Annotated in this window: 21 protein-coding genes; 8 read left to right on the top strand and 13 right to left on the bottom strand. The window is 62.8% G+C overall.

Annotated elements, in window-relative coordinates; genetic code table 11:
* Window positions 1–18: 18 nt before the first annotated feature.
* Window positions 19–1,458 carry an autotransporter strand-loop-strand O-heptosyltransferase gene (locus BX592_RS26850; RefSeq protein WP_243849746.1) on the bottom strand — a complete coding sequence of 480 codons (1,440 nt, stop codon included), beginning with the start codon at window positions 1,456–1,458 and terminating at the stop codon, window positions 19–21.
* A gap of 222 nt (window positions 1,459–1,680) precedes the next feature.
* On the opposite strand from BX592_RS26850, the gene BX592_RS26845 reads away from it, so the two are divergent.
* A complete protein-coding gene (locus BX592_RS26845; RefSeq protein WP_134196314.1) occupies window positions 1,681–2,067 on the top strand; it encodes a DUF488 domain-containing protein in 387 nt (128 codons plus the stop codon).
* 12 nt (window positions 2,068–2,079) lie between these two features.
* On the opposite strand, the gene BX592_RS26840 is transcribed toward BX592_RS26845, so the two are convergent.
* The 6 genes from BX592_RS26840 to xylA all read right to left on the bottom strand — a co-directional run bounded on the left by BX592_RS26840 (window position 2,080) and on the right by xylA (window position 11,774).
* Window positions 2,080–4,056, bottom strand: a complete 1,977-nt coding sequence (locus BX592_RS26840; protein WP_134196313.1) for a putative bifunctional diguanylate cyclase/phosphodiesterase — start codon at window positions 4,054–4,056, stop codon at window positions 2,080–2,082.
* A gap of 287 nt (window positions 4,057–4,343) precedes the next feature.
* Window positions 4,344–5,750, bottom strand: a complete 1,407-nt coding sequence (locus BX592_RS26835) for an MFS transporter (RefSeq protein ID WP_134196312.1) — start codon at window positions 5,748–5,750, stop codon at window positions 4,344–4,346.
* Window positions 5,751–6,247: 497 nt separating this feature from the next.
* Window positions 6,248–7,444 carry a sugar ABC transporter permease gene (locus BX592_RS26830; protein ID WP_134196311.1) on the bottom strand — a complete coding sequence of 399 codons (1,197 nt, stop codon included), beginning with the start codon at window positions 7,442–7,444 and terminating at the stop codon, window positions 6,248–6,250.
* Window positions 7,441–8,997 carry a D-xylose ABC transporter ATP-binding protein gene (gene xylG / locus BX592_RS26825; RefSeq protein WP_134196310.1) on the bottom strand — a complete coding sequence of 519 codons (1,557 nt, stop codon included), beginning with the start codon at window positions 8,995–8,997 and terminating at the stop codon, window positions 7,441–7,443. The genes BX592_RS26830 and xylG overlap by 4 nt, the downstream gene beginning before the upstream one ends.
* Window positions 8,998–9,187: 190 nt before the next feature.
* Complete coding sequence (gene xylF, locus BX592_RS26820) at window positions 9,188–10,216, bottom strand: D-xylose ABC transporter substrate-binding protein (RefSeq protein ID WP_134196309.1); 1,029 nt, start codon at window positions 10,214–10,216, stop codon at window positions 9,188–9,190.
* A gap of 232 nt (window positions 10,217–10,448) precedes the next feature.
* Entirely contained in the window at window positions 10,449–11,774 is a 1,326-nt protein-coding gene (xylA, locus tag BX592_RS26815) for a xylose isomerase (RefSeq protein WP_134196308.1), read from the bottom strand.
* A gap of 319 nt (window positions 11,775–12,093) precedes the next feature.
* Between xylA and BX592_RS26810 the strand changes: the two genes are divergently transcribed.
* Complete coding sequence (locus tag BX592_RS26810; protein WP_134196307.1) at window positions 12,094–13,302, top strand: XylR family transcriptional regulator; 1,209 nt, start codon at window positions 12,094–12,096, stop codon at window positions 13,300–13,302.
* 23 nt (window positions 13,303–13,325) lie between these two features.
* Entirely contained in the window at window positions 13,326–14,405 is a 1,080-nt protein-coding gene (locus tag BX592_RS26805) for an aldose epimerase family protein (RefSeq protein ID WP_134196306.1), read from the top strand.
* Between the two features lie 130 nt (window positions 14,406–14,535).
* On the opposite strand, the gene BX592_RS26800 is transcribed toward BX592_RS26805, so the two are convergent.
* Window positions 14,536–14,757 (bottom strand): hypothetical protein, encoded by a 222-nt coding sequence (locus tag BX592_RS26800; protein ID WP_134196305.1) that lies wholly within the window; start codon window positions 14,755–14,757, stop codon window positions 14,536–14,538.
* 25 nt (window positions 14,758–14,782) lie between these two features.
* Between BX592_RS26800 and BX592_RS26795 the strand changes: the two genes are divergently transcribed.
* Window positions 14,783–15,499, top strand: coding sequence for a PepSY-associated TM helix domain-containing protein (locus tag BX592_RS26795; RefSeq protein WP_243849745.1), 717 nt, complete (start codon window positions 14,783–14,785; stop codon window positions 15,497–15,499).
* Between the two features lie 139 nt (window positions 15,500–15,638).
* Here the strand turns inward: BX592_RS26795 and BX592_RS26790 are convergent, their stop codons facing one another.
* Together BX592_RS26790 and BX592_RS26785 are read right to left on the bottom strand one after the other, a co-directional pair.
* Entirely contained in the window at window positions 15,639–16,418 is a 780-nt protein-coding gene (locus BX592_RS26790; protein WP_134196303.1) for an SDR family NAD(P)-dependent oxidoreductase, read from the bottom strand.
* A 209-nt stretch (window positions 16,419–16,627) separates the two neighbouring features.
* Entirely contained in the window at window positions 16,628–17,371 is a 744-nt protein-coding gene (locus tag BX592_RS26785) for an SDR family NAD(P)-dependent oxidoreductase (RefSeq protein WP_134196302.1), read from the bottom strand.
* Window positions 17,372–17,495: 124 nt separating this feature from the next.
* On the opposite strand from BX592_RS26785, the gene BX592_RS26780 reads away from it, so the two are divergent.
* Window positions 17,496–18,119, top strand: coding sequence for a TetR/AcrR family transcriptional regulator (locus tag BX592_RS26780; protein ID WP_134196301.1), 624 nt, complete (start codon window positions 17,496–17,498; stop codon window positions 18,117–18,119).
* 21 nt (window positions 18,120–18,140) lie between these two features.
* Here the strand turns inward: BX592_RS26780 and BX592_RS26775 are convergent, their stop codons facing one another.
* On the bottom strand, window positions 18,141–19,652 hold the full coding sequence (locus BX592_RS26775; RefSeq protein WP_134196300.1) for an HD domain-containing phosphohydrolase: 1,512 nt from the start codon (window positions 19,650–19,652) through the stop codon (window positions 18,141–18,143).
* 290 nt (window positions 19,653–19,942) lie between these two features.
* Between BX592_RS26775 and BX592_RS35285 the strand changes: the two genes are divergently transcribed.
* The 3 genes from BX592_RS35285 (at window position 19,943) to BX592_RS26760 (ending at window position 22,307) form a co-directional block, all read left to right on the top strand.
* The gene (locus tag BX592_RS35285) at window positions 19,943–20,365 is read left to right on the top strand and encodes a scabin-related ADP-ribosyltransferase (protein ID WP_134196299.1); all 423 of its coding nucleotides are present in this window, start codon (window positions 19,943–19,945) and stop codon (window positions 20,363–20,365) included.
* Window positions 20,366–20,955: 590 nt separating this feature from the next.
* Window positions 20,956–21,636, top strand: a complete 681-nt coding sequence (locus BX592_RS26765) for a hypothetical protein (RefSeq protein WP_134196298.1) — start codon at window positions 20,956–20,958, stop codon at window positions 21,634–21,636.
* Between the two features lie 341 nt (window positions 21,637–21,977).
* On the top strand, window positions 21,978–22,307 hold the full coding sequence (locus tag BX592_RS26760) for a hypothetical protein (protein ID WP_134196297.1): 330 nt from the start codon (window positions 21,978–21,980) through the stop codon (window positions 22,305–22,307).
* A 146-nt stretch (window positions 22,308–22,453) separates the two neighbouring features.
* On the opposite strand, the gene BX592_RS26755 is transcribed toward BX592_RS26760, so the two are convergent.
* Window positions 22,454–23,728 carry an ABC transporter substrate-binding protein gene (locus tag BX592_RS26755; RefSeq protein ID WP_134196296.1) on the bottom strand — a complete coding sequence of 425 codons (1,275 nt, stop codon included), beginning with the start codon at window positions 23,726–23,728 and terminating at the stop codon, window positions 22,454–22,456.
* Window positions 23,729–23,814: 86 nt separating this feature from the next.
* Window positions 23,815–25,785 (bottom strand): beta-galactosidase, encoded by a 1,971-nt coding sequence (locus BX592_RS26750; RefSeq protein ID WP_134196295.1) that lies wholly within the window; start codon window positions 25,783–25,785, stop codon window positions 23,815–23,817.
* Window positions 25,786–25,795 lie beyond the last annotated feature (10 nt).

The raw sequence follows: 25,795 nt of genomic DNA, 5'->3' as shown, positions 1-25,795 counted from the left end.
CCGCGCTCTTGCTGGATTTCAAGCCGCTTCAACCGGCTGTGCATTAAAGGCCGGAATCCGCCGAATGGTGTTTTTCACCTGCTCCGCGGTAATCAGCCGCGTGCATTCAAATTGCCGCGGCGTGCCCGCATGACGCGGACACCACAGGAAGTCGTGGTGATCGAACTGCACGCGCACATCGTTCCAGCAGCTATTGCACGTGTGGTAGTTGATCACGCGATACGGTGTATCGAACTCGTTGGTCGGATGCGTAAAGCCGCTGATCATCACGACCGGTGTGCGCATCGTCCACGCAAGCCATGACAGGCCGCTGCTCAGGCCGACAAAAAACTCCGCGTGCTTGAGCCAGCGCGCGCGTTCCGCGAGTGGCCGGTCGCCGGTGAAGTCCTCGGAGCCGTACGGTATGTGATTCCACACGACGCCGCTGCCATGTGTCGCTTTCTGGTCAATGCAGATTACGCGGTAACCGTGCTGTTTCAGAAACTGCACAATGTCGCGCCAACCGGTCGGGTTGTTCCAGTATTTGCACTGCGTCGTGCTTTGCGCGGCAATACACACGTATTTTTCCGGGATCGGCCGGCTATCGTCGGGCAACACTATGGTGGGCCGCTCTTCGTACGGGTCGACGCCGAGAATGTACGCGGCCGTCCGGTGCAAGCCGACCAGACGGAAGTCGCACGGCTGGCGCACGTTCGCGTCGTCGGTGAAGAACAGGCCGATGTTGTAGGTCGCGTAGAAGTCGTCCGGATTGACCGCTTCGGGCGTCGCGAACGTAATCGAAGGATACGCATCCTTGAATAGCGGAATCAGCGCTTCGCCGACCACGCAAGTCAGACGGCAGCGATGCTGCCGCTCGAACTTCGCGACGTACGGAAACCAGCCGAGCGTGTCGCCCAGCGTGCCGACCGGCAGATGCACGAGCACGTTGCGGTGAGTCAGATCGAGGCGGTGGCGAAACACCTCCTTGCCGTGCGACCACACTTCGATCTCGAACGGTACGTAGTACTTCTTGCTGCTCGCGACGATGCCGGCGGAGATCTGCGTATCGAACAACGCGTTCGCGGTCGCGGTGTCGCGCAGCAGCACACGCCAGTCGCCGTCGCCGGGCGGCAGCGTCACGCGGCAGCCATCGTTGAAGTCGAAACGAATGCCGGCAGGGCCTTCTTGCGTCGGCACCGCGGGCGGGCTTTGCACCGGTTGTCCGGTTTCGCCTTTGGTGGCGTTATCGACAGTCGCGGCAGTGGCGGCGCTGGCCGTATTGTCGGCGTTGGCGATACTGCCGACGACGCTGGCGGCGCTCTCAACGTTGCCGGCGTTGTCAGCCTGCGCCGTCGGGCTGGCCGCGCTGGCGTCGCTAGTCGCGGTAGCCGTGGCAACGGCCACGTTAGCGCCTGCCGCCCCCGTTGCGCTGCCGGCGGACCCCACCGCCGGGCGCGACTGCGTGCCTGTTTGGGACATAATCGATCCGAAAGGTGAACGACTCGGCTTTGCCTTATTGCGTTGTATTTGTTGAATGGCGACTGCTTTTCCGGTCGTCGTAAAACGAAAAAGCCGATTATTTAACCACTCGTCGAAATCACCCGCAACAGGAATGCGGCTTCGGCGACGCCGCAGTAAACTCAAAACCCTGGCACGGCGCACCGCGCGCATCCCGGCAACCACTCACATTCTGGAACACCGATGAGCGTCAGCATCGTTCAACTAGGGTCGGCCCGCGAGGCCGACGAAGGTCTGCGCATCGGCACCGTGAGGCGGCCGCCGCGCGGCGTGCCGAAAAGCGAGTTCGCGACGCGCAACTACTACGACGTGTGGCTGCCGATACTGTCGCCGACGCCGGAACTCGTCAGCGAGGCGCTGGCGGCCGTGACCGAGCGCGAATGGAATGCGTTCGCCCGCAAATTCCGCGCGCAAATGAATGGCGGCGACGCTTCGAAGGTACTGGACACGCTCGCCGCGCTATCGAAAACGACCGACTTCTCGGTCGGCTGCTATTGCGACAACGAGAACCGCTGTCATCGCAGCATCCTGCGTCAGTTGCTGAAGGACCGTGGCGCAACGGTGCGGTAAAGACCATCGACGCTATAACGCCTGCAGCCACGGCATCAGCGGTTCCCTGACATACGTGTCAAGTACCAGGTTCGCGGCGACCGGCTTGCCGAACAGATGCCCTTGCATCACCGTCGCGCCTAGCTCGCGCAGCGCAACCATCTGCGCGCGCGTCTCCACGCCCTCGATCACACACGCGAGCCCCAGGTTCTGACACAGGTCGACGATGCTTTTGACGATCGCCCGCGCCGCCGGCTCCCGCTCGATGCCGGCGACAAAGCTACCGTCCACCTTCACCTTGTCGATCGGCAACCGGTGCACGCTATTGAGGCTCGAAAAGCCGGTGCCGAAGTCGTCGAGGGAAATTCGCGCACCGAGCTTCTTCAGCGCTTCGAGCGCGATGCGCGCCTGGCCGAAGTCCTGGATCAGCGCGGTTTCGGTAATCTCGAAGTCGATCCGGTGCGGCGCCACGCCGCCTGCCATCGTCGTGCGAATCACACGGTCGAGTGCGCCCGGCGAAGTCAGGTCGCGCGCGGACAGATTAAACGAAATGCGCACCGCCTCCGGCCAGCTGCGTGCCGCGTCGAGCGCCTTGCGCAGCAGCACTTCGGTTAGCGCATGAATCAGGTCGCAGCGCTCGGCCACCGGGATGAACATCGATGGCGCGACCACGCCAAGCGACGGACTGGTCCAGCGCGCGAGCGCTTCGAACGCCATGATCTCGCGCAGCCCGGTATCGAAGATCGGCTGGAAATGCAGCGCGATCTCGCGCTCGAAATCTGCGCGCCGCAAGCTTTCCTCGATCTTGTTCAAATGGCGAATTTGCGTTTCATGCTCCGGCGAGAAAATCACGGTGCCGCCGCGCCGGTGGGCCTGCGCGAAATGCAGCGCGAAATAGGCGCGCTCGACCAGTTGCAAAGTCGTCTCGCCCGCTTCCGGAAAATTCGCGAAGCCGATCGACGCCGACATCCGCGCCGCGCCTTCCGGTAGCACGTACGGTCGCTCGATCACTGCGGTCAACGCGTCGCCTAGATCGAGCAATTGCCGGTAAGCCGTTGCACCCACAACCATCAACCCGAACTCATCGCCGCCGATGCGCGCGACACTGACGTGCGGCGTGACCTGCGCGGCAAAGCGCCGGCCGGTTTCTTCGAGTACGCGGTCGCCGAACGCGTGCCCGTACAGGTCGTTGATCCGCTTGAATCCGTCGAGATCGATGATGCCAATTGCGAGGCTTCCCGGCGCGCGCGCGTGGCCTTGCAGCGGCGCGAGCTGAGCGTCGAGATCGGCAAAGAAACGACGGCGATTCGGCAGGCCGGTCAGCGGGTCGAGATTCGCGAGCCGGAAGTTTTCGTCGCTCAGGCGTTGCGTTTCGGTCTGCTTCGTGCGTAACTCGATCTGCGATTCGACCAGTGTCGTGAAATCACGGTAGTAGATGAGCAGGATCATCACCATCACCACCGCGACCAGCAACACGTTCACCGCGATCGCGACGAGCACCGGGTTGCGCGTGGACCCGAAGAAAAGCGCGAACGGCACGATCACAATGCAGGTCAGCAGCAGCGCGGCGACGCGCATATGCATCAGGCAGAAGATGCAGCCGATCACCGTCATCGCCATATAGAACGCAACATGGCTGCGCGCGTACGCGTCGCCGTAGCGGTAAAGCGATAGCGCCCACACGGTAAACGCGATAGCCATCGCCGCGGCCATCCAGACCATCGCGCGCAAGCGCCGCGCGAGCGCGTCGTCGGACAGCACCTGGCGCCGCGAGCGTATCCACATCACAACGCGCACCACGCAGAAGAGACAAAGCAGCAACGGTGCATACACCGACAGATACACCGGCGCGACGCGTAGATGGGTAACGGCGACCGTCACCGTGTTGACGATCAGGACCGCGTAAAGAAGGGGGACTTGCTGCAGGAATGCGCGATACTGCGACCGCCTCAGTTCGACCCGAGCCGCCGGAGCAAGACGCGAATCAGACAATCTTTTGAATGGAAGCATGCTTGTCCCGGGTGCATTTCCGTCAAAAGCAGCGCGTGAAATCGCGAAGCACTCAATCTTCGGTGTCTTTTAGGCCATTCACTATCAGCAAAATTCCCACCTGCATCCGGTAATTGTTTTCGATTCGTGATTGCGAGTCCCGGCTGTTATGACTGCATCGCACGCAGGTGCCGGAAAACACGAGCGAAAAAAATCACCGGCGCATAGCGCCGGTGATTTCATCGAGTACGGCGCGCGGCGTCTTTGAGGCACGCGCCGCCTGGCGTCGTTCGGTCACGCGTACGGCATTACGCGCCGCTGTCCGCCTGCACATTCGCGGTGCGGATCGGTTCGGCAACGAGGCGGCCGTGGCCTTCGGCCGGCAGCGCCCACTCGAGCCAACGCGACCGGTGCAGAACCACCAGCACGAAAGCGAGCGCCGACAGGCCGCCGAACGTCGCGAAGCCCATCTGATAGCTGCCAGTGCTTTCTTTCGCAATCCCCATGATCACCGGCAGATAGAACCCGCCGATGCCGCCCGCCGCGCCGACGATGCCCGACATCAAACCCGTCTTGCCCTTCCAGCGCTGCGGCACGAGCTGGAATGTCGCGCCGTTGCCCAGTCCGAAGCACAGGTACATCGCGATCAGCAGCGCGATGCCCGCGGCCAGCGGCGGCATCCACGCGGCAAAGATGAAATCGCCCAGCGAGATCGCCGCGAGCAGCATCACGAGTGCGCGCACGCCCGAGATACGGTCCGCGACGAGGCCGCCGATCGGCCGCACCAGCGCGCCGATAAACGCCAGCAGCGACATGAACAGACCCGCTTCGAGCGCCGGCATCTGGTACAGCGAGATCAGCAGCGTCGTCACATACGAAGACATGCCGACAAAGCCGCCGAACGTAATGCTGTAGACGAGCATCACGACCCACGTATCGCCTTCGACCAGCACGCTGCGGTAGTGGCGCGGCAACACGAGGATCGCGAGCAGCGCGCCCAGCACCGGCAGCAGCAGCACGCCCGTCTTGCCCGCGCCGAACACGCCGGCGTGCACCGCGAGCACCAGCACGATCAGCCCGGCGAGCGTCACGAAGAAACTGCGGAATGCCCGCGGCGCGCTGCCGGACTTGGGCCCGAGATCCTGCGCCCAGAAGAACAGCGCAGTGGCCGCGAGCGCCAGCAGCGGCAACGCGGCGCCCGCCGCCGTCGTCCAGCCGAAATGCGCGGCCAGACCCGGAAACATGAAGCCGTCGAGCACCGCGCCGATATTGCCCGCCGCGGCGAGACCGAGCACCAGCCCCTGCACCTTCGGCGGATAGTTGCTGCCCGCCATCGGCAGCGCGACCGCGAAGCTGGCGCCGCCGACGCCGAGGAACACGCCGAGCACAAGCAGCAGCGTGTAGGACGGCGTGCCCGGCATCAGCAGCAGCACGATCGACGGAATCGCCGACAGCAGCACGCCCATTAACGCGATGCGCCGGCCGTCGCAAGCCTGATACAGGTTGCCGAGCGTCACGCGCAGGATCGCCGCGGCAAGCACTGGCACCGCGACCAGAAAGCCCAGTTCGGCGGGCGTCATCGCGATGTCTTTGTGAATGAACGGCGCGAGCGGCCCGAACATCACCCACACGGTGAAACCCGTGTCGAAGTAGAAGAAGCACGCGAGCAGTGCGCGCCAGTTTCCGCTCTTCAGCGAACTCAACAGATTTTTCATGGGTCGATGTGCACGCGCAATAAAAAAGCGTCCCGAACCGCACGCGTGTGGATCGATACACCGATCGCGCTGTCGCGTGTGGTTCGGGACGCCGTTGCCCCGATGGTCACAGAGTCCGCTCAACGCGAGCGCCCCTGCTCGAACTGCAATTCCTCTGAAGCCCCCGTTGGCCTCGACGGCGATCAACGCAATAGGTATGCCATCGGGCGCGCAAGCGCTGCGCGACGCGCGTGAAAACGCGCCGCGCAACGCCGCTGGCGGACCGCGCAATCGCTGGTCAGATGGGGGTTTGCGCGCGATGCAGCGCGCGTCCGGGAAAATAAGAGCGGCCCGCAAAGGGCCACTGTTTTGGGGCTAACGGACGAGCTTTCAGCGAGCCGACGCGCTGCCTTCACGCACGCTGACGAAGCAGCTTGGTGCTGCGCCGTGGTGCACCGCACCACGGCCGTGCGCGAGCATGGTGATTCGAACGCGCGTGCTGCGATTGCCATTGCGCGTCAGCGCTGGTTCGACCCCGAAATCACGTCGACCCACACGGCAAGCACGAGAATGCCGCCCTTCACGATCATCTGCCAGTACGAATCGACGTCGAGCATCGACATGCCATTATCGAGGCTCGCCATCACGAGCGCGCCGATCAGCGCGCCGTACACGGTGCCCGAGCCGCCGCGCATCGACGTGCCGCCGATAAAACACGCGGCGATCGCGTCGAGCTCGCCGGTCGTGCCGGCCGACGGCGAACCCGCCGCGAGCCGCGCGGTTTCGACCAGCCCGCCGAACGCGCACATCAGCCCCATCAGCGCGAAGATCGCGAGCTTCACGCGGTTCGTATTGACGCCGGACAGGCGCGTCGCTTCGAGATTCGAACCGACCGCATAGATGCGCCGGCCGAATACGGTCTGCGTCGCGATATATGTGAAGACGCCGAGCAGCGCGAGCAGCACCAGCACCGGCACCGGAATGCCGCCGTAGCGGTTCAGTGTCGCGACGAACGCGAACACGATCAGGCCCGCCGCGACGATCTTCACGCCGTCCTGCCACAGCGGCACCACCGGCAGGTTGTAGTGCTGACGGCTCTTGCGGTGCCGCACGGTCAGCACGGTCAACAGCACGAACAGCACGACCGCGAGCACATTGCCTGCGACACGCGGCAGATACCCCTGCCCGACAAACACCAGTGCATCCGATGCCGGCGCGATCGTCGAGCCGCCGGTCACGCCGAGCAGCACGCCGCGATACGCGAGCATGCCGCCCAGGCCGACGATAAACGACGGCACGCGCAGATACGTCGACCACCAGCCGTTGAAGACGCCGACCGCGACGCCCGCCAGCATCACGACCGGCAGCGTCGCCGCAAGCGGCCAGTGATACTTGACGTCGAGAATCGCCGCGACGCCGCCGAGCAGCCCGAGCAGCGAGCCAACCGACAGGTCGATCTCACCGGCGATGATCACGAACACCATGCCGCACGCGAGCATGCCGGTGATCGACATTTGCCGCAGCAGGTTCGAGATATTGCGCGGCGTGACGAACGCGCCGTCGGTCAGGAACGAAAAGAAAGTCCAGATGACCGCGACCGCCAGCAGCAAAGCCAGCAGCTTATAACGCGCGAACAGCTGTTTGACGCGTTGCCCCGAGGCAATCGACGCCCGCTGCCCGGCACGGTTTTCGACGGAACTGAGATCAGGTGTCATGCGACGCTCTCAAGGTTGGTGGGGTCATGACGTTCGGCATTGAGCGCGGCGGTCAGGATATGTTCCTGCGTCAGGCCGTCGTTGACGAAGTCGCCGCGCAGGCGGCCTTCGCCGATCACCAGCACGCGGTCGCTCACGCCGAGCACTTCGGGCAATTCCGACGACACGACGATGATCGATACGCCGCGCCGCGCGAGCGCGAACATCAGCTTGTAGATCTCGTATTTGGCGCCGACGTCGACGCCGCGCGTCGGCTCATCGAGAATCAGCACCTGCGGATCGGTGAGCAGCATCCGCGTGAGCACCGCCTTCTGCTGGTTGCCGCCCGACAGGCTCGCAATCGACAGCATCGGCGATGCCGCGCGCACCGACAGCCGCTTCATTTCGGTGTGAATCGTGTCGAGCTCCGATGCGCTGTCGATGCGCCCGGCTTTCGCGAAGCGCGACAGCACCGCGAGCGTGATGTTCTGGCCGACGCCCAGTTGCGGCACGATGCCGTGACGCTTACGGTCTTCGGGCACCATCGCGATGCCGGCGCGAATCGCATCGGCCGGTGCGCCAATCTTCAGGCGCTTGCCGTTCATCGTCACATCGGCGCTGCTCGGGCCCGGATACGCGCCGAAAATCGCCTGCATCAGCTCGGTACGGCCCGCGCCGACCAGGCCGGCGACGCCGAGAATCTCGCCCTTGCGCAGCGAGAACGACACATCGTCGACCCGCTTGCGGTTCGAGTTCGTCACGTCGTAGCAGGTGACGTTGCGCGCTTCGAAAATCACGTCGCCGATCTCATGCGGCTCGCGTGGAAACAGGTTGGTGATTTCGCGCCCGACCATCAGCGCGATGATGCGGTCGGTGGTGAGTTCGGCCATCGGCTGCGTCGCGACATGCTTGCCGTCGCGAATCACCGTGATCGTGTCGCACACCGCTTCGACTTCATCTAGCTTGTGCGAGATATACACGCACGCGACGCCGCGTTTCTTCAGGTCGCGCACGATATTCAGCAGAATCTTCGTTTCCGCGGCGGTCAGCGATGAAGACGGTTCGTCGAGTATCAGCAGCTTCGCGCGCTTGTTCAGCGCCTTCGCGATTTCGATGAGCTGCTGATGGCCGCCGCCGTAGTTCATCACCGGCTGCGCGACGTTGATGCCTTCGATATTCAGCTCGCGCAACAGCGCGTCCGCGCGCTGATACATCGCCGCGTAGTTCATGCGGCCGCCGGGTAGCGTGATTTCGTTGCCGAGGAAAATATTCTCGGCCACCGAAAGCTGCGGCACCAGCATCAATTCCTGGTGAATGATCACGATGCCCGCGCGCTCGGTGTCGCGCACGCTTTGCGCGACGAGCGGCTGGCCTTCCCACAGCATTTCGCCGGACCAGTCGCCGTGCGGATAGACGCCCGACACGATCTTCATCAGTGTCGACTTGCCTGCGCCATTCTCGCCGCACAGGCCGACGCATTCGCCGGGCGCGACGGACAGATCGATACCGTCGAGCGCCCGCACGCCGGCAAATGATTTGGCGATGCCGCGCAGCTGCAGAAGCGCTTGTGCCATGCGTTGTCGTCCTGGGTGGATCAGGGACGCGCGCGGGCCCGCTGACGGGGCACGCGCGCCTGTTACATTGGCGGCGCGCCGCGCATCGGGGTGATTGATCGTGCAGTTCGTCAGGCAACGCGCATTGAAACGACGCATTGCCCGACGCATTGCTCCAATCACGCGGCGGCGCGTACCAGGTTACCCGCGATCAGTTGCCCGCGAGTTGTGCCTGCGTATAGAAGCCGTCCTTGACGACGACATCGGCGTTGGCCTTCGTCAGCAGCGTCGGCTGCAGCAGCACCGTGTCGACCTGCTTCTTGCCGTTGTCGTACTTCGCGTTGAACGCGGGCTTGTTGCCCTTCGCGAGATCGACCGACAACTGCGCCGCCTGGCTCGCGATCAGCTTCAGCGGCTTGTAGACGGTCATCGTCTGCGTGCCGCCGATCACCCGCTTCACCGCCGCGAGGTCCGCGTCCTGGCCCGACACCGGCACCTTGCCGGCGAGATGCTGCGCGGCGAGCGCCTGGATCGCGCCGCCGGCCGTGCCGTCGTTCGATGCGACGATCGCGTCGATCTTGTTGTTGTTCGCGGTCAGTGCGTCTTCGGTGATGCGCAGCGCGGTGGCGGCGCTCCACTCCGGCACCCACTGCTGGCCGACCACCTTGATGTCGCCGCGATCGATCGCGGGCTTGAGCACCTTCAACTGGCCTTCGCGCAGCATCTTCGCGTTGTTGTCGGTCGGCGCGCCGCCGAGCAGGAAGTAGTTGCCCTTCGGTTGCGCGTTGAACACGCCTTGCGCCTGCAGTTCGCCGACCTTCTCGTTGTCGAACGAGATATAACCGTCGACGTCCGCGTCGAGAATCAGGCGGTCATACGACACGACCTTGATGCCGGCCTTATGCGCTTCAGCGATCACATTGCCGAGCGTTTTCGAGTTGAACGGCACGATCACGATCACGTCGACGCCGCGCGAGATCAGGTTTTCGATCTGCGAAATCTGGCGCGACTCGCTCGCATCAGCCGATTGCACCGACACCTTCGCGCCGAGTTTGGTTGCGGCCTCAACGAAGTAGTCGCGATCGCGCGACCAGCGCTCGACGCGCAGATCGTCGATACAGAAGCCGATTTCCGGCTTGTCCTTGCTCGCATGCGCGAGCGGCGCGAGCGACGTCAGGCCGGCAAACATCGCTGCGCAGACGAGCGAATTCAGAACGGTACGACGCATGGTTGATTTCATGTCTCACTCCAATATTTGGTTGGCTACCGGCGCGTCCGAAGATGCGAGAGTGTCGAAGTAGCCGGCAAAATCCTACGGATGCGCCGCGAATTCGTGTTCGCGGTCGTCGATTGTGTAAAACCGGGTTTTTGTCCGCCCGACAGGGTGGGCTGTGCGGACCGGCCGGGCAATTGCGAAATTGACCGGCCGAGCTAACGTTTTTTACCGACGCACTTTCCTTTGCGACCGGTGCTTATTTGCCTGCACCGTAAAGCGCCTGCGTTACCACGTTTTCGAGGTGCTCCTGGCGGCCGCTGACGTGCTTCGGCGCGATGCCGCGCGCGAGCGCATCGTTCGCGAGCGATTCGAGCGAGTAGTCACCGGCGAGAATCTTGCGGCCGAAGTCGGTGTCCCATCCGGCGTAACGCTTCTGCTTGAACGCCGCGAGCTGGTCGTTTTCGACGAGGCGTGCCGCGCGTTCCAGCGCGATCGCAAGCGCGTCGATGGCGCCGACATGACCGTGGAACAGATCTTCCGCGTCGATGCTCTGGCGACGCACCTTCGCGTCGAAATTCATGCCGCCGGTCGTAAAGCCGCCGTTGCGCAGAATTTCGTAGAACGCGAGCGTCAGTTCTTCGACGCTGTTCGGGAACTGGTCGGTATCCCAACCGTTCTGCGGATCGCCGCGATTCGCATCGATACTGCCGAACACGCCGAGCGCGAACGCATTCGCAATCTCGTGATGGAACGAGTGACCGGCCAGCGTCGCGTGGTTCGCTTCGATGTTCACCTGAATCTCATTCTGCAAGCCGAATTGCGTGAGAAAGCCGTGCACCGTTGCGACGTCGTAGTCGTACTGGTGCTTGGTCGGCTCCTGCGGTTTCGGCTCGATCAGCAGCGCGCCCTTGAAGCCCTTCTTGTGCTTGTGTTCGACCACCATGCTCATAAAGCGGCCAAGCTGTTCGCGCTCGCGCTTCAGATCCGTGTTGAGCAGGGTTTCGTAGCCCTCGCGGCCGCCCCACAGCACATAGTTCGCGCCGCCCAGACGCTGGGTCGCCTCAAGCGCTTCGAACACCTGCGTTGCGGCAAACGCGAACACATCCGGATTCGGATTGGTCGCGGCGCCGGCCGCATAGCGCGCGTTCGAGAACAGGTTCGCGGTGCCCCACAGCAGCTTCACACCGGTCTCTTCCTGCTTGCGCGCGAGATAGTCGCTGATCGACTTGAAGTTGTTCACGTACTGCTTGATGCTGTCGCCTTCCGGCGCGACGTCGGTATCGTGGAACGTATAGAACGGCACGCCCAGCTTCGCGAACAATTCGAACGCGGAATCGGCCTTCAGGCGTGCGCGCTCGAGCGGTTCACCTGCGGCATGCCACGGACGATCGAACGTGCCCGGCCCGAACATGTCGGTGCCCGCCCAGCCGAACGTATGCCAGTAGCAGACGGCCACGCGTAGATGATCTTCCATCCGCTTGCCGAGCACGACCTTGTCGGCGTCGTAGTAGCGGTATGCAAAGGGATTGGTCGACTGCGGGCCTTCATAGCGCACAGCCGGCAGGTGTTCGAAGTAGGACATCCGCGTCTCCTTGATCGGGTCGTGCGGGCGCGTCGTCTGGCGTCGGGGCAAGGCGGGTGCCGCACGTTTGAATGAGTGACGCCATGCTGCCAGTTTGCGGTTCGCACCGGCAATTGCGAAATCCGCCAGCGCCGTTAGCGATTCTTGCCGCCCGTTAAAATCTGGCTGGCAGCAGCTAGCCCGCACGGCCTAGAATAAGCCGGACGCTTAAAAACACGGTCGGATCGAGTTCCGACTCGCGTTACCCCTTAAGGGTTTCGCCGCATAAGGAGACGACGGCTTCGCTGCATCGATGCAGCCGCGGCCGTTTCACACAGCGATGACACGCCAGCAACCCGTTCAACGTACGCATCGGATCGCGCTGCTCTTCAACGCGAACAAGGTCTACGACCGCGAGATCATTACCGGTATCGGCAAGTACCTGCTGTCGACGCGCGTCGCGTGGGATCTGTTTCTCGAAGAAGACTTTCGCGCGCGTCTGACCGGCATCGAGCATTTCGAAGGCGACGGCATCATTGCCGACTTCGACGATCCGGACGTGCGCGAAGCGCTGTCCGATTGTCCGCTGCCGGTGGTCGCGGTCGGCTCGTCGTACGAGGACGAAACCCAGTATCCGGAAAACGTGCCGTATATCGCGACCGACAACCGCAAGCTCGTGTCGCTCGCGTACACGCATCTGATCGGCGCCGGCTTGCAGCGCTTCGCGCTATACAGCCTGCCCGAATCGCCAACCAACCGCTGGGCGCAGGAACGCGAACTCGCGTTCAACTCGCTGCTCGCCGCCGATGGGTTGACCGGCGCCGTGCATCGCGGCTTGCCGACCAGCGCGCCGGTGTGGAACCAGGCCAGCGAGCAGTTGACCGCATGGCTGCAAAGCCTGCCCAAACCGGTCGGCGTGATCGCGGTCACCGATGCACGTGCACGTCAGCTGTTGCAGGTGTGCCTGATCTCCGGCATCGCGGTGCCCGAAGAAGTCGCGATTATCGGTATCGACAACGATCCGCTCACGCGTTCGCTGACGCGTATTCCACTGTCGTCGGTGATTCAGGGCACCGAGGAAATGGGCCGCACCGCCGCTCACCTGCTGCATCAGATGCTGGGCGGCGCGCGCTTCGCGGGCCGGCGCATTCTGGTGCCGCCGGTCGGCATCAACGTGCTCGAGTCGACGCGGCATCAGCCGGTGTCGAGCCCGTATGTGATGCGCGCGCGTCATTACATCCGGCAGTACGGCTGCCAGGGCATCAAGACCGAGCAGGTCGCCGACTATGTCGGCGTGTCGCGCTCGTCGCTCGAAGAGCATTTCCGCCGCGAACTTGGCTGTACCGTGCATCAGGCCATTCTTAACCACAAGCTCGAAGTGGCGAAACAGTTGCTCGCGCAACCTGATCTTTCGAGCACCGAAGTCGCAATACGCTGCGGCTTCACGTCGTTGCAGTACATGTATGCAGTGTTTCGCCGCGAACTGGGCTGCACGCCACGCGAGTACCATGAGCGCTTGCAGTCCACGCAATCTTCGCCACCAGGCTGACCCCCGACTTCGATTTTTCATCCATGAATCTTGCAGACTCGCGCTCCGCACGCGCCCATCCGGCACACGTTACCGTCGAACGCTGGGGCACATTGCCCGGCGGCGATGCGGTCCGTCTTTTTACGCTGCGCAACGCGCACGGCATGCGGGTCGCGATCAGCGACCTGGGCGCGACGCTCGTGTCGTGGCATGCGGCGGACCGCGCCGGCCGCATCGCCGATGTCGTGCTCGGACATGACACGCCGGCCGACTATCTTGCCAGCACGTCGTATTTCGGCGGCACGATCGGCCGCTGGGCGAACCGGATTGCCGATGCGCGGTTTACGCTAGATGGCGTCACGTATCAGCTCGATCGCAATGAAGGGAACAATCTGCTGCATGGCGGCGCGACTGGCTTTCATCGTGCGGCGTGGGATGCGCGTGAAGTCGACGGCGCGCTCGTGTTCACGCACGAATCGCCGGAAGGCGACGCGGGTTTTCCGGGCGCGCTCGAAGCGACCGTGCGCTACGCGCTCGGCGACGACGGGGCGCTGACCATCGATTACGACGCGGTGACCGACGCACCGACGCCGGTCAACATGACAAATCACGCGTACTTCAATCTGTCCGGCGCAGCGGCGGATATCTGCGGCCACATGATCGAAATCGACGCGGACGAATTCTGGGAAGTCGACGACGCGTTGATTCCGCTCGCGCGCGCGAGCGTCACCGGCAACGCGTTCGACTTCCGGACGAGTGCGCCGATCGGTGCGCGTCTGGACTGGCCGCACGCGCAACTCGCGCGCGCGAAGGGCTTCGATCACTGCTACCTGCTGCGCGGGCCGGCCGGTACGGTGCGGCGCGTGGCCGTGCTGTACGACCCGGGCAGCGGTCGCGAGCTGACCGTCGAAACCGACGCGAGCGGGTTGCAGTTCTATTCGGGCAACTATCTGGAGGGCGTAGTGGCGCGCGGCGGGCAGCACTTGCACAAGCATGCGGCGCTGTGCCTCGAAACCGGCGGCTACCCGAACCAGATCAATATGGACGAAGCGGCGGCGCAGGTTGTGCTACAGCCGGGCGAGCGCTATCGGCATACGACGGTTTATCGCCTGGGTGTCCGATAAACCCGCGCGAACGTAACCCTTCGAAACATAGAGAACTGTCGCAATCGGCTTGCAATGATTGCGACATTCTCTTCGGCGTGAAATGATAGTGATTCTTATCTGAACGCCAGCCACCCAGTCGCTTCGCTTGTCACCGTCGCGGCCCGCCTGCTCCCTGCCAGCGGCCGCGAATCTGAGCGACGGCCAGCCAGCCCGGACCGCCCGCCGAATTTCGGCGCACCTCGAGTGTGACGTGCGCCGCCGCGCGCTGGCGTCCCCATTCCAAAACCTGTGCATTGTCGTGCGCGTCGTGCGTCGTCGGCCGCTGGCCGCTGGCCGCCGCCGCGTGATGCCACGACGCGCCGGTGAACATGACACGTTTTTCCCGCGGAGCGCTTTTGAATACGACCAACACCTTCGAATCGGGCACCACCGATTTCAAACCGCTCACACCGCGTGCCGCACCCGCTGATCGCGACGGTTCGGTACCGCGAAAACGCTCTCGCCGGAGCACGTTTATCCGCTGGCTGCGCAACATTCATGGCTGGATCGGCCTATGGGGCGCGGCACTCGGGCTGCTGTTCGGCACGACCGGCTTTTTCCTGAATCACCGCGCGGGCCCGATGCGGATCTCGACCGGCGCGCCGCAAGTATCGGAGCTGCAGGTCGCGCTGCCGCAGCCCGCGCCCCGCTCGCCGCGCGAGCTCGCCGAATGGCTCAAAGGCGAACTGAAGCTGACCGGCAAGCCCGGCCGCATGCAGAAGGAGCCGTCGCATCCGATTGCGTGGGGCGATCGGAGCGCAATCCAGCCGGAACACTGGCAATTGTCGTTCGCGTCGCCGCAACAGATGACGTCCGCCGATTATTGGGTCGGCAGCGGCTATGTGACCGTCAAGCGCACCGGCAACTCGTTTCTCGCGACGCTCACCAATCTGCACAAGGGCGTCGGCTTGAGTATCGGCTGGGTGCTGCTAATCGACACGCTGGCGGGCAGCATCATTCTGCTGTCGCTGACCGGTGTGCTGCTATGGACGCAGCTCAATACGCGGCGCACCGTCGGCGCGGTGCTGGTGATTGGCTCGATTGTCGCCGCGGTCTGTGTTGGGCTCGCGTAGCGTCGGCGTTTGGGTTTGCCGCATAAGCCGCGCAGCTTTCCGCAACGGCTTTCCCGGCTGATTTCGCAGCTAAAACGGCGCGCGCGCCATACAGAAATAGCGCGCGCACCTTCGTTCCTGCTTCGTTGCGATGCGTCGTTTAACGCGGTGCGCGGAACATCGGCGCACCCGACGGCGCACCCGTCAACCCGCCATCGACGACGATTTCCGCCGCAGTAATCCCCGCCGCATCGTCCGACGCGAGGAACAACACCGCGCGCGCGGTTTCCTCCGGGTCCGCAAGGCGACCGATCGGGATGCGCGGCGCGAGCGAGTTTTCGACGTCGTCGATCGACCCACCGGCGCGGGCGCCGCGTGTCCAGATCGATGTGCGCGTCGCCCCCGGAATCACCGTATTCACGCGAATACCGCGTGGCGCCAGTTCCGAGGCAAACACCTTCGCCATCGCGGTCACCGCGCCCTTCGATGCCGAGTATGCCGCGCTCCCCGCCGTGCCTTGGCCCCGCATCACCGAGCCGTTCAGCACAATCGCGCTGCCTTCGTGCATCAGCGGCAAAGCGGCTTGCACGGTCAGAAAGACGGCAGTGATATTAGTGCGTGTGATCGCCTCGAACGCTTCGGCCGTCGTGCCGCCAAGCGGCGTCGGACCGCTGATGCCCGCGTTCGCGAACACGACGTCGAGCGAGCCGAACTCGTCCTTCACCTTTTTCGCGACCTGCTCGACCGCGTCTGCGTCGTTCAGGTCGGCGACGATGCCGATCGCGTTCGGGCCGAGCTCAGTCAACGCCTGATCGAGCTTCATCGGATCACGACCGGTAATCGCGACGCGCGCACCCTGCTCGATCAACAGCTTCGCGGTCGCAAAGCCGATGCCGCTGTTACCGCCCGTCACGAGCGCCGTCTTGTTCTGGAAACGCATGATGTTCTCCTTGAGGAACCGTTTTGCGCCCTGCCGGTTGGCCTGGCGCTTATTCATTGCAGATGCAACCATAAACGCAATAATACTGATCGCAATGAATATGGTCAAACGACGCCCGGGAATACTGTGTTTCGGTCAGGCGAGCTAATCGGAAAGAAACGGAAGCACACGCCGGCGGCTGGCAAGCCGCGGTCAGACGCTGCCCGCGCCTATGCGGTACGCGGCAGAACGGTCGCGAGGCGCGCCTGGAACGCCTTCGGATCGGCAGCGAACGCGGCCGCCGCTTCGCGCGAAAGGTGGCCGGGAAACACTTCGGTCTCGCCGGCTTCGACTGCATCCAGGGTTTCCGACGCTGCGTCGCGCGGCGCGACCTTCGGCATATCGACGGCCCAGCCGCCCATGGCGGTGTCGGTGACGGTCGGCATCGACGCGACCACCAGCGTGCGCTGCGCGGCGAGTTCGGCGCCGATGCTGCGGGTCAGCGACAGACCCGCCGCCTTCGCTGCGCTATACGTGCCCATCATCGGCAGCGTCGCGAGCGACAAAATGGACAGTACATTGACGATTGCACCACCGCCATTGCGTGCGAGTACCGGCGCAAATGCGCGCGCCATCAGCAGCGGACCGAAGTAATTGACCTCGATTTCCGTGCGGGCCGCCGACAGATCCGGCGCGGCGAGCGCGCCCTGCTCCGCGCAATAGCCGGCGTTGTTGATCACGAGCGACACGTCCGGTGCGGCGACTGCGGCGGCGGCCACATGCGCGGGGTAGGTGACATCGAGCACCAGCGGCACGATGCGCGGGTCGCCGCGGAACGCACCGGCGAGCGCCGCTGCCTGGCGGCCGCCCGCATAGACCTTCGAGGCGCCGCGCTCGAGCAGTTCCAGCACAAATTCGCGCCCGATGCCACCGGCGGCGCCGGTCACCAGTGCAACAGTATTTTTGAGATTCATGGTCGCTACCTTCGTCACAAGAGATTTATAATTGCACGTGCAATTATAAATTAATCGTAGCGGTCGCAATTATTAATGTCAAGCTGGTTCGATTGACGCAGGTTTGAAGCAGTGGGAGTCAGCAATGAAAGTCAGCAAGGAGCAGGCGGCACAAAATCGCGTGAAGCTGATCGAAACAGCCGCGCGGCTGATGCGCGAGCGCGGGATCGACGGTGTCGGCGTCGCCGAGATCGGCAAGGCCGCGGGTCTGACGCACGGTGCGCTGTATGCGCATTTCCCGTCGAAGGAAGCGCTCGCCGCCGAGGCGCTCGCGTACGGCCTGGAGAGTGGGCATGTCAGGCTCACGACGCCGCGTAACGGACGCATGCCGGAACTCGGCGAACTGCTCGACGCATATCTGTCGGAGGAAAAACGCAACGATGTTGCGGAAGGCTGCGCGATGGCGGCGTCCGTCAGCGAGATCGGACGGCAGGATGTGTCGGTCAGCGAGCGGTTTGCGGCGGGCCTCGAGCGGATGATCGACGTGTTCCGGTCGAAACTCGACGCCACGGTGCCCGAGGCGACGCAGCGAGAGCGCGCGGTGACGATGGCGGTCGCCTTGATCGGCGCGATTTCCGCATCGCGCGCGGTGATGAAGGCGCAGCCGGAACTCGCCGATGAGATTTTGCATGCGGTGCGGCACACCATCGATACGATCGCGACAGAGCCTCGTGAGACGGGCGCGCACGTCGACAGCGACAAACGATGACGATCGCGCGGCAGCGCCCGCCTACAGCAGTCCGAGTGCGGAAGCCTTGAGCGTTGCGGCTGCGCGTGTCGAGCATTCGAGCTTGCGAAACACGCTTTCGACGTGAGTGCGCACGGTGCTCGGGCTCAAGTCCAGTTCCCGCGCGACTTCCTTGTTGCTCGCACCGCGGCTGATCGAACGCAATACGTCGGTTTCGCGCGCCGACAAACGCATCGCGGATAGGTGGCGGCGCTGCTGCATTGACGCTGTTCGCGTCGCGCCGGCGCCGGCTGCGCTCGCGCGCGTGAGCAGCGCCTCTACGACGTCGGAATCGAAGCGCCCACGCGCGGCTTCATCGCGAATCAACCGCGCGGCCTCGTCGACGCCGAACGCCGCGCGCCACGGCCGCGTGGCACGCAGCGCAACCCATGCAACCGACGCGGCCAGCACACGCGCTTCGAGCGATAGTGCGTCGCGCGCGATGCCACGAAAATAGCCCGCGCCATCGCCGCGCTCGTACGCGAACGACGCAAGCTCCGCCGCGTCGGCTAGCGCGCCGGTTTGCCGGCCGGCGCGTGCGGTCCAGTACGGCACGAGGCGTATGCGTTCCCATGCGGACGCCGACAACCGGCCCGGTGTGTTCCACAGCGCATTCGGCACGGCCGCGCGGCCGATGCCGTGCAACAGACCTGCGAGATGGAGGCGTTGCTGCGCGAGCGGATCCGCGATCAGTTGCGCGCAGCATTGAACGGCGGTTGCCGCGACGGCGCGCGAGTAGCCGGTCATCCATGGCAGCTTCAGGTCGATCACGTCGGCGATCAGTTCGGCCGCTGTGGTGTCGGACATCCGCGGTGTCGACAGTGCGTCGTCGCATTGCGCGGGTTCGATGTCGTCGAGCGTGGCGACCCATTGACGGGCATGCGTGTTTGCAAGCGCGACGAGCGCGGCCGGATAGCGCGCATTCGCACGCTGCGCGATCAGTTGCAGCGCCTGATCGATGCCATAGACGCGCGTGAAAATTTCGAGGTCGCCGGCAATCGAGATCAGATACACGGCAGGCGGCACCGCGTTGCCAGCGAGCCGGTCCGGAAGGCCACCGCCATCCCATGCTTCGAAGATGTGTCGCAGCGTCGCTTGCGTGTCGTGCGCGAGACCCAGCATTCGCGCGACCTCGCCGGACACTTCGCAATGAATCTGCGCAAGCGGTGTTAACGCGGCGCTCACGCCGCCGTGCGCATCGAGTGGCTGCGCCCAGTCGGGCCGCTGCGCGAGCATCGCTGCGCGGCCGCCGACGTCATCGCCTAGCGTGTCGGCGAAACCCGACGCGTTTGCGGTGCAGCCGGACCAGCGCAGCAGTGAGCCTTCAATTGCCGCGCAATGGACCGCGTCGTCCGCCCTGGTTTCACGCGCGAATTGCGCGGCGAGCCACGCGGCGCGCAGCGAATGGTCGGTGGGTTGGCCCATGCTGAGATCGCCGATAAAGGCGAGCGCTTTCACCGCATCGAAGACACGCAATGCGGCGTGCGGGTCCGGTGGCGTTGGCGAGGTGGTCATGGGTCTGCTGGTTGAGTAAAAGCGGAAGCGGGTGCGTTTGTGTTGTGAGCCTCAGCACTATACCGGAGCCTGATTTCAGGCAGCCCCAAAAACATGCCCTCCATGCAGTGTCTCTTCACCGGTCTCCGGCACCGATGCGTCCCTCCGCAATCATGGATTCATTTCAATGCGATGGCCTGCATTTTATTTCGTCAAGAACAGCATTTAGATTTCCCAAGGACGTCAAACATTGATCTTCCTCATTTGGCATCCTGAATTGCGCAATATAAAACTGGCAGAGACAATAAATCATGAAAAAGCTAACGTTCCGGCTATGCATTTTGTGGCGCCTGGCATTGGCCACCGTATTTGCTTGCTACCTGTATCCCGCGATGGCGGCGCCCCCAAAATTTGTGTATAGGGTCGATACACGCTCGCCGGATGAAATATTTTCTACCGGATTTAGAGGCTGGGGCGTTGACGACAATATCGTCGCACACGTAAACGGAGCTACCTGTAACGTCCCCGGCTCAACCAGCGCTTTCATTTCGACGGGCGCCAACTACGAACAGATACGTCGAATAGCGGACCAGCATTTGAGACAACGATCGGTTACCTACATATACACAATTCGCGCCGACAATACGTTTTATAGCGGTCCGGCATCCGTAGATTACTTTCAGCAATACAACCCGCTTTCTCCACTATCCATTTCCTCGCTATTATTAGAATAATTGACAGGGATGACTACCTTCACGTGTGGTATGTACTCAGGGACGCCAGCGGTAGCGACTTTTGCGGGGGTGTAAATATCACCGATGACCCAAATAGAAACAGGCTGTTGACGCTATCTCTCATCCTGGGAATACCTGTCACGGTGTCGGCCAAGCCGGAGAATGGCAACATCACGGGCGCCCAACTTGGCAAATAGGCCAGGTCAATCGCGCTTAAAGGCCATCGAGTGATGGCGATTAGCCCCGGCCCCATCGAGGGCCGAAGGCTGGCCCGGCCATGCACCATCGACTGAAGGTTTGCTACTGGCAAGGCGCAGTAAAACTGCCACACCTGTGGTTGGCACTTTGCTCCCGAAGTGCCCATTTTCTCGTATTGCCAACACAGTAAGTCAACATGTCATTTCTCCGGCTTTTGAAAACCGTAGAATCGCGAACATCATGAAGATCTGCATCGTATTCGATGTATGTTTGCTTAACTTGACACTTTCTTTGCCGCATCTAAACTGGTAATTCAGTTTGACTGGAGGTGTTTCCCGCATCCAGTTCACACCCTGGTTATCGCGTTGATGATAAAGAAGCGGAGAGAAATCATGAATCAAACGATCGCCTTGTGTACGCGTTATGGCGGTGACGGCGACGTCATGACAGTTGACGTAGGCGCATCAATGTCCTCCCTTCCCACTGACTGGATCAACCGCGGGATATTATCTGTCGTGCTGCCGCCTGGCGCGCAGATCACAATGTATCGCGATGTTGGCTACCAGAATGAAGCGATGACCTTTGCTAACCCTGCGTCCAGCGGCACTTCTGCCACCTTCGATCTGACTGACTACACAGCCCAGATTTTCGACGATGGCGCAATCTATAACCCGACGTATGTCGAAACTCCGGGCTCATTTAGGGGTGCGACGGCCCCAACGATAGACGGCGTGGATTACTCGTACTTCACATACACGGGACCGGACTCCGCTTCAGCGCTCGGGAAAGTGCAAATATATGGTGACGCCAATGGGCTGTCCCACCTTACCTCATTTGCAGCCAACAACGCCGCATTTGAATCCATCTACAACGACAACACCTCATCCCTGCTACTACCACCAGGTATCCGGGTTACGTTATACGAAGATTTCAATTATTCCGGGGCGAGTTGCGTTTTTTACGGCGCAGACAATCGATCATCCAGGACCTTTACCTTGTGCAACATGGACGGGGGCAAGAGTTTCATGAATCGCCAGGCTTCGTCCATGCAGTTGACTGCGATTGCACGCTGAATTAAACGTGCTTCGCCATTGACGACGCCTCGTCAGTCACTTGTCTTCGCGCGCTGCGCGACGGGATCATCACCGTAGCACGCAACGCAAGCAACTGCGCTGAGATCCCGTACCTGGGCTCGCAACTGAAGAGAGGCACTCGCGTCGCCCTATGCACGCTCGGTCCAGCACACCCACATGAAGCAGTCCACGAATTGCGATCACCCGACAAAGCTCAAAAATGCAGCACGTACATTGCACTCCTTGCTCCGATCGCCAATATTAAAACGACGTGCGCGCCGCTGATCCGCAATCGGTATGACCCGGCGCGCGATGTCTTTCCTACGAACAAGGAGCCGATCGTGCGCAAGTCCACTGCCCTATTGCATCTCGCCGCCGCATTCGCGCTCGCGGGCGCCGCCGGCCTCGCGAACGCGCAAGGCTTGTCGGTCTACGATGACGTTCACGCGCCGCAAAACAGCACGAGGCTCATGCCGAATGCGCCGCTCGGCAGCGAATATCCGACGCACGGCAATCGCCAGGCAGGCGAACTCGACCTGAACCCGACCGACCCGCGCGCGCAGCTGGTAAACGGTCTGCCGAATAACGCGCAAGCTGGCGGTTATGGTGCACCGCTCGCAGGCCGGCGCGACAACGTGATGCCGCCGCCGTCCGCGCAGAAGACCGAATAAGCGCTAACGTGCGCCGCTAAAGCGGACGAAAAAAAGCCCGCTTGCGCGGGCAACCCTTCGCGGTGGAGAAACCGGTTCCATCATCGGCGAAGCGATAGCGCAACCAATCATTGCGCCATCGCTTCGCCAGCAATCGCTTCGTCACATCACTGCTTATAGATCCGCTTCCGCGTCTCTTCGAGCTGGGCCAGAATCGCATCGAGCTTCGTCGGATCGGAGATGAACTGCTGCATCCCCTTCATCCCCTCATCAGCCATTTCTTTCGTCATATCGCGATCGTAGAACTGCGCGATGCCGCCCTTCGTATTCGCGAGAATCTGGAAGCCGATTTTCGAAATCGGATCTTCCGGCTCCGGCGACTTGCTGTTCGCCGATAGCGAGCCCAGCCCCTTCGCAATCTGCGCGCCGATCTCCGGCGTCTCGACGAACGCGAGGAACGCATGCGCGTCGGCCTTGTTCTTCGCGCGCGTCGGAATATGCAGCGATTCAACCGGACCGTCTTCGGCGGTCGGCACGTTCGAATCGACGATCGGGAACTGGAAGTAGCCCATCTGCGGCTTCACATTCGCCGGAAAACCGCCGGTGATAAACGTGCCCATCAGCATCATCCCGGCCTTGCCCTGGAACAGGAACGGCTGCGCGGCGTCGAGATCGTACGACAGCGAGTTGTCGATAAAGTCGTGATCGTCGATCAACTGCTTCCACGTTGTGTAGACCTTCTTCACGCGCGGGTCGGTGTACGGAATCTCGCCAGCCATCAGCTTCTGGTGAAACGCATTGCCGTTGATCCGCAGATCGAGATAATCGAACCAGCCTGCCAGCGTCCACGCATCGCGCCCACCCACCGCGAACGGCGTGATACCCGCGGCCTTCAGCTTGCGGCACGCGTCCATTAACTGGTCCCACGTCTTCGGCTCGCTGGTAATGCCGGCCTTCTGGAACAGGTCCTTCCGGTAGAACAGCCCCCACGAATAGTAGACAGTCGGCGCCGCATACTGCTTGCCGTCCACCGTCGACGCACCCTTCGTCGATGCGTAGGTGTTGTCCCAGCCGTTCTTCTTCCAGTCGCCGCTCAGATCTTCGAACAGACCGCGCCGCGCGTAATACGCCATCCGCTCGCCGTTGTGCCAGTTCACCACATCCGGCGCCACCGTGGTCAGCCAGCCCGGCAGTTGCACCTTGTACGCCTCTTCGTCGACAAACGAAACCTTCACGTCGACATTCGGATGCGCCTTCTTGAACTCTGCGAGGACCTGTTGCCAAACCGCCCGTTGATTCGCACCCTTGAATGCGATATTGATGGTCATCGTGTCGGCGTTCGCAACCGCCGGAAACGACAACACACCCGACGTCCCCGCTACTGCCAGCGCGAGTGCCGCGACGATGCGCGTGCCGCGCGCCTTCAGTGCTTTTACGGCCATTCCTGTCTCCTTTAGTTTTGCTTTCTGACGCACTGCTATCTGGTTGGTCAACCGGTTCTTTGTGGGTTCTTCGCGGATGCTTCGAGCTAACGCGTCCGGTATGCGGCTACGCCTTGCGGTTCAACGTCGCGCGAACCGATCACAAAGTCGGCTGCGTCGACACCGTCGATCGTATGCACGCGCTGACCGTAATTGAACACATAGGTCAACGCGCCACGGCGGCTCACGCGCAAACTATCGCCGTGCACGCGCGGCGTCAGCCCCGCTTCTGCCGCAATGCGCGCGAATAGCTGTTCGGTAAGCCGATCGTCGAACAGCGTCGCAAAGTAATGCGCGGAACCGCGACGCACATACGCCGGATGCCCATCCGCGAAACGCGCGCGCACGGCGAGCGTCGGTTCACTACCGACATCGATCAGATCGCGCCAGTGGCGTCCATGCCCTTCGATCGTCGCATCGACATGCACGGGTTCGGCGATATTCGGCCGCAACGACTCGACACGCCATACGCGCATCGGCAGCAACGACGCGAGCGGCCCCGGCGGCAATTGCGCGGGAATCTGCAGATCGAGCGTCTTCGATCCACTGCGCGGACCGAACACCACATGCGCACCGCTCGCGGCGACGCGCGCGGCGAAATCGTCGGGCACCACCGGCAGCGGCGGCACAACGACCAGCGCGTAACCGTCGAGCGACGCGGTCACCGGAATGACATCGACGTCGAAGCCCAGCGCGCGCAGCGCCGAGTAATACTCGAACGCAAACCGCGGATAGTAGAAGTCCGCGCCTTGCGGATGAATCTCGAACAGCCACTTCGCTTCATAGTCGTAGACGAGCGCGACCTTGGTGCGCACCGCCGCGTCGGCATCCACATTCGCGGCCGCAACCGCGCGGATTTCTTCCGCGACGCGTGTCGCTTCATGGCCGCCGACGTCGAGCCGGTTATCCGGCGTGTTGAGGCCGGCGTGCATCTGTTCCTGCGCAAACGGCGCCTGCCGCCATCTGAAGTACGACACGCAGCCCGCGCCGTGCGCGAACGCTTCCCAGCTCCACAGCCGCACCATGCCGGGCAGCGGCGCCGGGTTCCATTGCGCCCAGTTGACCGGTCCCGGCTGCTGCTCCATCACCCAGAACGGCAGCTTCGACATGCCGCGATAGACGTCGTGATTGAACGACGCGAAGTCCGGGTGGCCGGTGCGCAGGAATTTCGCCTTCAGCTCCGGCTCGAACCATTGCTGGTCGAGTGCGCCGAGCGGATAGCTGTCCCATGTCGCGACGTCGAGATCCGCGGCAACCTTATAGTGATCGAACTCGTTAAAGAGCTGCATGAAGTTGTGCGCAACCGGACGGCCCGGCGAATGCGCACGGATGATGTCGACCTGCATCCGGTTGTATCGAGCGACTTCATCCGACGCAAAGCGCCGGTAATCGAACCGGTGCGACGGGTTCGCCTCGGTGACCGTCCCCGTGGGCGCATCGATCTCGTCGAAGCTGCGGTACTCCATGCTCCAGAACACGTTGCCCCATGCGCGATTCAGCGCGTCGATCGTCTGATAGCGCGCCTTCAGCCATTCGCGGAAACGCGCAACCGCAGCCGGCGAATAGCTGACCACCGTGTTATGGCAGCCATACTCGTTATCGGTCTGCCAGAATGCGACTGCCGGGTGATTACCGTAGCGCGCCGCGACCGCGGTGCAGATCGTGCGCGATGCTTCGAACCAGGACGGCGACGAAAAATCGTAATGACGGCGCGAGCCGAACCCGCGCGGCTTACCGTCCGCGCCGACCGGCACGATGTCCGGATGGAGATCGATCAGCCACTTCGGCGGCGTCGCGGTCGGCGTGCACATCACCACTTTCAGGCCCGCGTTGCCGAGCACATCGATTGCCCGATCCAGCCAGGCCCAGTCGTACTCGCCGGGCGCCGGTTCGATCCGGCTCCATGCGAATTCGGCGATCCGCACCTGCTCGATTCCAAGTGCTTTCATACGGCGCGCGTCGTCTTCCCACAGCGACTCCGGCCAGTGTTCGGGGTAGTAGCAAACTCCGAGGCGCATCGAATGGTTC

The sequence above is a fragment of the Paraburkholderia rhizosphaerae genome (assembly GCF_004366595.1).
In the GTDB taxonomy this organism is placed as follows: Bacteria; Pseudomonadota; Gammaproteobacteria; order Burkholderiales; family Burkholderiaceae; genus Paraburkholderia; species Paraburkholderia rhizosphaerae.
Note: the sequence above shows the minus strand (reverse complement) of the source record. Positions and strands in the feature narration are given on the sequence as shown.